The sequence below is a fragment of the Streptomyces sp. NPDC001904 genome (assembly GCF_040297005.1).
Taxonomy (GTDB): domain Bacteria; phylum Actinomycetota; class Actinomycetes; order Streptomycetales; family Streptomycetaceae; genus Streptomyces.
This window is the reverse complement of record NZ_JBEOYI010000032.1, coordinates 69,968-77,463: the sequence shown is the minus strand read 5'-3', so window position 1 is coordinate 77,463 and position 7,496 is coordinate 69,968. Positions and strand designations below refer to the sequence as shown.

At 72.5% G+C, this 7,496-nt stretch carries 6 protein-coding genes; 3 read left to right on the top strand and 3 right to left on the bottom strand.

Features of this window, described 5'->3' with window-relative positions; genetic code table 11:
• Positions 1-118 precede the first annotated feature (118 nt).
• Positions 119-2,224, bottom strand: a complete 2,106-nt coding sequence (locus ABT127_RS34600; RefSeq protein ID WP_351458989.1) for an MMPL family transporter — start codon at positions 2,222-2,224, stop codon at positions 119-121.
• Between the two features lie 398 nt (positions 2,225-2,622).
• On the opposite strand from ABT127_RS34600, the gene ABT127_RS34595 reads away from it, so the two are divergent.
• From ABT127_RS34595 to ABT127_RS34585, 3 genes are all read left to right on the top strand, one after another.
• On the top strand, positions 2,623-2,919 hold the full coding sequence (locus ABT127_RS34595; protein WP_351458986.1) for a DUF6191 domain-containing protein: 297 nt from the start codon (positions 2,623-2,625) through the stop codon (positions 2,917-2,919).
• A 78-nt stretch (positions 2,920-2,997) separates the two neighbouring features.
• Positions 2,998-4,794: a S9 family peptidase gene (locus tag ABT127_RS34590; RefSeq protein ID WP_351458984.1), complete on the top strand. Its 1,797-nt coding sequence runs from the start codon at positions 2,998-3,000 to the stop codon at positions 4,792-4,794.
• 68 nt (positions 4,795-4,862) lie between these two features.
• Positions 4,863-5,651 (top strand): SURF1 family protein, encoded by a 789-nt coding sequence (locus tag ABT127_RS34585; protein ID WP_351458981.1) that lies wholly within the window; start codon positions 4,863-4,865, stop codon positions 5,649-5,651.
• Positions 5,652-5,678: 27 nt separating this feature from the next.
• Here ABT127_RS34585 and ABT127_RS34580 read toward each other — a convergent pair whose 3' ends face one another.
• Positions 5,679-6,809, bottom strand: a complete 1,131-nt coding sequence (locus tag ABT127_RS34580; protein WP_351458978.1) for a hypothetical protein — start codon at positions 6,807-6,809, stop codon at positions 5,679-5,681.
• Positions 6,806-7,480, bottom strand: coding sequence for a SigE family RNA polymerase sigma factor (locus ABT127_RS34575; protein ID WP_351458975.1), 675 nt, complete (start codon positions 7,478-7,480; stop codon positions 6,806-6,808). The genes ABT127_RS34580 and ABT127_RS34575 overlap by 4 nt, the downstream gene beginning before the upstream one ends.
• Positions 7,481-7,496 lie beyond the last annotated feature (16 nt).

Below are 7,496 nucleotides of genomic sequence, written 5' to 3'. Positions count from 1 at the left end.
ACCGGCTCGGCGCGGCGCCGTCGTGGCCGGTCGCGCAGTTCCCCGCGCCCCTGAAGGCCGCAGGCCTTTCAGGGGCGCGGGGAACTGCGCGAGAAGCGGCCACCGGGCCGCGGACGAACTACGACTTACCGCGGCGGTCGCCGTGGCCGGGCCACCATGCGGCGTGGCCGATCAGGGCGGTCAGGGCGGGCGTGAACACCATCGCCATCACGAACGCCGCGATCACGATCCCGAACGACAGCGCGAACCCCATCTGGGAGAGGGTCGAGTTGCCGGCGAGCATCAGCGTGGCGAAGGTACCGGCCAGGATGACGCCCGCCGAGGCGATCGTCGGCCCGGAATGCCGCACGGCGGTCCCGGCGGCATCGTGCGGACTCCGCCCGGCGCGGGCCTCCTCGCGCAGCCGCGACACCATCAGGATGTTGTAGTCGGTGCCGAGGGCGACCACGAACAAGTACATGATCACGGGGAGCATGAACATCAGCCCGGGCTGACTGCCGATCCGGGTGAACAGGAACGACGTGGCCCCCAGCGTGGCGCCGAAGCCGAGCGCCACCGACGCCATCAGGTACCAGGGCGCGACGAGACTGCGCAGCAGCAGCCCGAGGATGACCATGATGCAGAGCGCGGCGACGGGGAAGACCACGGAGTAGTCCCGGTCGACGGCCTTGTTGATGTCGACGTAGACGGCGGTGATGCCGCCGACCAGCGCCCGGGTGCCGTCCGGCGCTCCGGCCCGGGCGGCGGGCCGCAGGTCGTCCCGGACGGTGGACATGGCGGCGTCGGAGGCCGGCGGATCGTCGAGGATCACGCTGTAGGCAGCGGCGGTGCCGTCCGTGCTGCGCGTGGCCGCGCCGACGGTGCCGACCCCGTCGGCCTCGGACAGCGCCTTCCGGAACGCGGCGGTCTGCGCCACCGTGAGCGGGGTGTCCGAGTCCGACGTCAGGTACACGCTGGTGGGGTCGGTGGTGCCCGCGGGGAAGCCCTTCTCCAGGTCGTCGAGCGCGACCATGGACTCCTTGGTCTTGGGCAGCGACGACGTGGAGAGGTCGAAGTTGGCCTTGTAGCCGAGGGCGCCCAGGGCGAGCACGCCCATGACGAGCGCGGAGACCAGCGCCCACACGGCGGGCCGGCGCCCGATGGCCCCGCCGAGCCGGGCGAAGCCCGTACCGGTCGGCTCCCGCTGCCAGGACTTGGACGGCCAGAACACCTTCGTACCGAGCAGCGAGACGACCGCGGGGACCAGCGTCAGGCCCGCGCACAGCGTCACGAACACGGCGATGGCGAGCGCGGGGCCCATCGACTTGAGCATGCCGAGGGTGGAGAGCGCGAGGGCCGCGAACGCGACGATCACGGCGCCCGCCGCCGAGGTGATGGCCTCGCCGACCCGTTCCACGGCGTGCACCATGCCTGACTTCGGATCCTCCCCGTCGCGCAGCGCCTCGCGGTACCGGAACAGCAGGAACAGGATGTAGTCGGTGCCGACGCCGAACAGGACGACGGTGAGCAGCTCCTGGATCGAGGAGTCGGCCTTCATGTCGAACGCCTTGTTGGCGGAGGCGATCAGACCGGTCGCGAGCGGCGAGATGAGCCCGATCAGGACGACCGGGAGCAGCGCGATGATCGGGCTGCGGAAGATCAGCAGGAGCAGCACGACGATGATGACGATGGTGCCGACGCCGACCAGCAGGCCCGCGCGTTCGGAGGCCTCGGACTCGTCGAGGGCGGTGGCGGCGGAGCCGGTGATCCCGGCGCGCAGGCCGGTGTCCTTGATCTCCTGCTGGAGGTCGCCGCGCAGGGTCTTCACCGCGTCCTGCTCGGAGGTGTCCGAGGGGTCGGTGATCTTCGGCATGGCGACCATGGAGGTCTGCACGAGCCCGTTCGGGGAGGCCTTGCCGGGGACGACGGCGTCGACCTCGGGAATGTCCTTGGCGGCCAGTTCCCTGGAGACGCGGACGATCTCGGCGGAGTCGGCGGCGGTCAGCTTCGCGCCGTCGGAGCGCTGGAAGACGATGACGGCCCCGATGTTCTGCTGTTTCGGGAACTCCGTCTCCTGGACGTCGGCCGCCTTGATCGACTCGTAGCTGTCGGGCAGGAAGCTCGCCTCGTCCGAGCTGGAGGTCAGTTTCGGCGCCAGTGAGATCACCGCCGCCGCGACCACCACCCAGCCGAGGATCACCCACCAGGGCCTGCGGACCACGAACCGCCCCAGAGCTGCGAACATCGCTCACCGTCTCCCGTCGCGCACGCCCCCGGGTTCCCCCGGTCAGCCTGACCCGAGCGGGCCGGAGCTGCCACTCGGGGCGGTGGATCACGGGTCGCGGAACAGATATATGCGCGAGGTATTCCGGGATGCGGCGCAAAGGCGTAGATTCCCCTCACCGTCGCCGTACATGGGACATGCGGATGAACTGCGTCGGCGCTGTTCATCCTCTCCCCCCTCCTGTGTCACGGGGGCGGACGGCAGGCGTGCAGCACAGGGGGCCACCTGCGAGGCGGACCCGGCCGCTCCCCTCGGACGCACCATCCGGCCGGGTCTCGCCGCCTCCGTCGGCCGCCGCTGCCGACCGTCTCTGCCGGCCGTCTCTGTCGCACACCGTGCGGAGACGCTTTACTGAGCCGATGGGACTCGTCTTCTTCATGACGCTGCCGGGGCTCGTCGTCGCGCTCACGGTGATCGCCTTCACCGACCAGGGGCTGCGGCTCGCCGGTCGCCGCAAGGGACGCTCCCAGGTGTCGTCCACCGGTTTCGAACAGCTGCACGCCACGTTCTCGGCGGGGAAGCAGAACGAGCTGAAGGAGCGGCAGAGCGCGCTGGTGCTCCGCGACGACGAGGAGGACGGCGCACCGCCCGCACGGTCGCGGGTGGACCTGGCGAGCGGGCGGGCGGTCATACGCCTGCCCCGGGGCCATGCCTGAGCGCGTACCGACAGAAGTTGTCCACAGGCTGTGGGGACCCGCCAGCGAAGTGTCGGCCGGGGCGGGCACTATGGGGCCATGAGTGACAGCAACGGGTCCATGCCCGACTGGGAGAAGCGCTTCAGGGCGCCGCGCGTGTCCCTGCCCGACTGGGCCGAGGACGCCCCGGACCGCTCCTTGTTCGTGTCGAACGCGACGGGGACGTACGAGCTGTACGCCTGGGACAGAGCCACGGACACCCAGCGCCAGGCGACCGACCGGGCGAACGGGACGACGGACGGGGTGCTCTCCCCCGACGGCGCGTGGATCTGGTGGTTCAGCGACAAGGACGGCGACGAGTTCGGCGTCTGGCTGCGCCAGCCCTTCGGCGGCGGCACGGACATCGAGGCCGTGCCGGGGCTCGCCCCCTCCTATCCGGCGGGCCTCGCGATCGGCCGGGACGGCCGCACGGCCGTGGTCGGCCGGTCCACGGACGAGGACGGCACGACGATCCACGTCGTCCGGCCGGGCGCCGAAGCCCCGGCCGAGATCTACCGGCACCGCGAGTCGGCGGGCGTCGGCGACCTGAGCCACGACGGCACGCTGATCGCGATCGAGCACACCGAGCACGGCGACGCGATGCACTCCGCGCTGCGCGTGGTCCGGCTCGACGGCTCGACCGTCGCGGAGCTGGACGACACCGAGGGCGGCGAGCGGGAGCTGGGCCTGGAAGTGCTCGGCTTCGCGCCCGTGGAGGGCGACACCCGGCTGCTCGTCGGGCACCAGCGGCGCGGCCGCTGGGAGCCGATGGTGTGGGACGTCGCCTCGGGCACCCAGACCGACCTCGCCCTCGACCTGCCAGGCGACGTCTCCGCGGAGTGGTACCCGGACGGCTCGGCGCTGCTGATCGCCCATGAATTCGAGGCCCGCGGCGACCTGTGGCGGTACGAGTTCGCCGCGGGCGCGCTGACGAAGGTCGACACCCCGCCCGGCACCGTCTCCGGCGCCACCGTCCGGCCCGACGGCAGCGTCGAGTACCTGTGGTCGTCGGCCGCCGAGCCGCCGGTGGTGCGCTCGACGACGGGCGGCGTCGTCCTCGACCCGCCCGGCATGAAGGCTCCCCGGTCCGTCCCCGTCGAGGACGTCTGGGTGGAGGGCCCCGGGGGCCGCATCCACGCCCTCGTGCAGAAGCCGGCCGGGGCGAGCGGACCGCTGCCCACCGTCTTCGAGATCCACGGCGGCCCCACCTGGCACGACTCTGACTCCTTCGCGGCGGGCCCGGCGGCCTGGGTCGACCACGGGTACGCGGTGGTCCGGGTCAACTACCGGGGCTCGACCGGCTACGGCAGGGAGTGGACCGACGCCCTCAAGCACCGGGTCGGCCTGATCGAGCTGGAGGACATCGCGGCGGTGCGCGAGTGGGCGGTCTCCTCCGGGCTCGCCGACCCCGACCGCCTCGTCCTGGCCGGCGGCTCCTGGGGCGGCTATCTCACCCTGCTCGGCATCGGCACCCGACCCGGCGCCTGGGCGGTGGGCCTCGCCGCCGTCCCGGTCGCCGACTACGTCACGGCGTACGAGGACGAGATGGAGGCCCTCAAGGCCCTCGACCGGACCCTCTTCGGCGGGGCGCCCGACGAGGTCCCGGACCGTTTCACGGCGTCGTCCCCGATCACGTACGTCGACGACGTGAAGGCCCCGGTCTACGTCTCGGCGGGGCTCAACGACCCGCGCTGCCCCATCCGCCAGATCGACAACTACGTGGACCGGCTCGCGGCGCGCGACGCGGTGCACGAGGTGTACCGGTACGAGGCGGGGCACGGCTCGCTCGTCGTCGACGAGCGCATCAAGCAGGTCGCGCTCGAACTGGACTTCGCGAGGCGCCACTTGCCGGCCTGAGCCGCCCGGCGGGGCGGGGGCGGGGGGCGCGGCATGTGGCTTTATATCGGACCCGTACCGTAGAAGGCGTGTACCGGTTCCTGCTGACCCCCCGCTGGCTGGGGATCCACCTCTTCGTGCTGCTCGCGATCCCGTTCTGCCTGTACATGGGCTCGTGGCAGCTCAGCCGCTTCGAGGGCCGGATGGACAACCACCGGACGGCCTCGGAGCAGACGGAGAGCAACAAGACGGCGGCGGCCCGGCCGCTCGCCGCCCTGCTCCCGGTCTCCACCGACACCTCCGGCAAGCGGACCACCGCGACCGGGCACTACGGCAAGCAGCTCCTCGTCCCCCACCGCGACCTCGGTGGGCGGGACGGCTTCTACGTCGTGACGCTGCTCGAGGTCGACGGCACGGACAAGGCGCTCCCGGTGGTCCGCGGCTGGCTGCCCGGCGCGGCGTCCGCCGCCAGGGCGCCCGCCGCGCCCACCGGCGAGGTCACGGTGACCGGCGCGCTCCAGGCCTCCGAGTCCCAGGGGTCGAACGGGGTGACCGCCACCGGCGGCCTGCCCGCGGGCCAGGTCGGCATGATCAGCGCCGCGTCGCTGGTGAACCTGGTCCCGTACGACGTGTACGACGCCTGGGTGACGCTCGACAAGGCCGACGGGTCCATGAAGGCGGTCCCGGCCACCGCCGCACAGGGCAGCGGCCTGGACCTGAAGGCGTTCCAGAACCTCGGCTACACCGGCGAGTGGTTCGTCTTCGCGGGCTTCGTCGTGTTCATGTGGTTCCGCCTGGTCCGGCGCGAGGCCGAGACCATCCGGGACGCGGAGCTCGGCCTGGGCGCCCCGGACGAACAGGGCGCCGCGCAGGCGTGAGAGGGCCGTCCCAGGGCGACACACGCCCTAGGACGCGGGCAGCAGCCCCGTCTTGTACACCGTCCCGGCGCAGGCGTCCGGGATCGTCGCGGCGGCCGTGGGCGCCCCGGGCTCCGCGGTGTGCGACACGACCACGCTCCCGCCGTCCGAGCCGTCGGACCCGAGCTGGGGAGCGAGCTGCGCGGAGGCCGAGCTGTCCCCGGTGGTGGGCGTCGTGTCCCCGCTCGTCGACGGCGTCGGAGTCGGCTCGCCGCCCCCGGTACCGCCGCCGGTCACGCCACCGTCGCCCCCGGCCGAGCACGGCGCGGACGGCACCCAGGCGAAGCGCACCTCGTACGACTTGCCGGGCTCCAGGACCAGCTGGGCCGGCTGGGCCGCCGGGTCGGGCAGACCGGTCGCCCTGTCGCCGGAGGTGTGGTCCACGACGTTCACCGCCGACGGGTCGGCCGAGCCCTGGGCGATGGTGACGATGCTGCCGGGGCTGTCCACCGTGCAGTTGCCGGCGGAGGTGTTGGTGACGCGGAAGGAGCCGTAGACCGCGCCGCTGGCGTCGGCCTGGCCGACCGTCGGCACCGGGGTGCCCAGCTCGGCCGCGTCGCAGGTCGGGGAGGACGCGGCGGCCGTCGACGCGGGGTCGGCGCCGGCGGTGGCACCGCCGCCCGAGCTCTTGTCACCGTCGTCCTTCTCGCCCTTCTTCCCGTCCTTGCCGCGCTCCTCGGAGTGCCCTGCCGAGCCGCCCGACTCCTTGTCGCCGGCTCCCGCGGATTTTCCCTTGTGCGTGGCCGTGCTGTTGCCCGCGATGGACGGGTGGTCGGCCGAGCCCGTGCTCGTCACGTGCAGCACCGCGGGGATCGCCATCGCGACGAAGACTCCGGCGGCGACCGCGCCGACCGTGGCCTGCCGCTTGCGGGCCCGGCGGGCCGGAACCGCGCGGCGCAGTTTGTCCAGAGCGGCGTCCGACGGCTCGATGTCCTCGACGACCTGCCGCATCATGCGTCGCAGCGCCAGCTCGTCGTCGGCCGCCGCATCGGCCGGGCGACGGGGTCCGTCGTTCACAGTTGAGTTCCCTGCGTGTCGGTCGTCCGTGTGCTGCCGGTGGTGCTCGTCGTACTCCCCGGAGCGGTCCTCCGGGTCCTGCCCGTGTTCCGGGGTGCTCATGCCGACGCCTCCATGGCGACACGCAGGGCGGCGATGCCGCGGGAACCGTAGGCCTTCACCGAGCCCAGGGATATCCCGAGCGCCTCGGCGACCTGCGCCTCGGTCATGTCCGCGAAGTAGCGCAGCACGAGGACCTCGCGCTGGCGCCGCTGCAGCCCCTTGAGCGCCTTCTTCAGGGCGTCGCGCTCCAGGAGGTCGTACGCGCCCTCCTCCGCGCTCGCCATGTCGGGCATCGGCTTGGTGAGCAGCTTCAGGCCGAGGATGCGCCGGCGCAGCGTGGACCGCGACAGGTTCACCACGGTCTGGCGCAGGTACGCGAGCGTCTTCTCGGGGTCGCGCACGCGCTTGCGGGCCGAGTGGACCCGGATGAACGCCTCCTGGACGACGTCCTCGCAGGAGGCGGTGTCGTCGAGGAGCAGCGCCGCGAGTCCGAGCAGGGAGCGGTAGTGGGCGCGATAGGTCTCGGTGAGGTGATCGACTGTGGTGCCGGCCGCCATCGTCTCGTCAGCGCCCTGCACTTGCGTCGGAATGCGCGCGGGCATGGGGGCGATCACCGGCATGCCGCCGGGCGCCCGCCCCCGAGCACGGCGCACGCCGAGGGGTGCGAGGGGCGGACGGAGTACCGCCGCGCCTCTCGCCTGAACCGCTGTGAAGTCGAGAACCTCTGCCACGCCTGTTGGACACGCT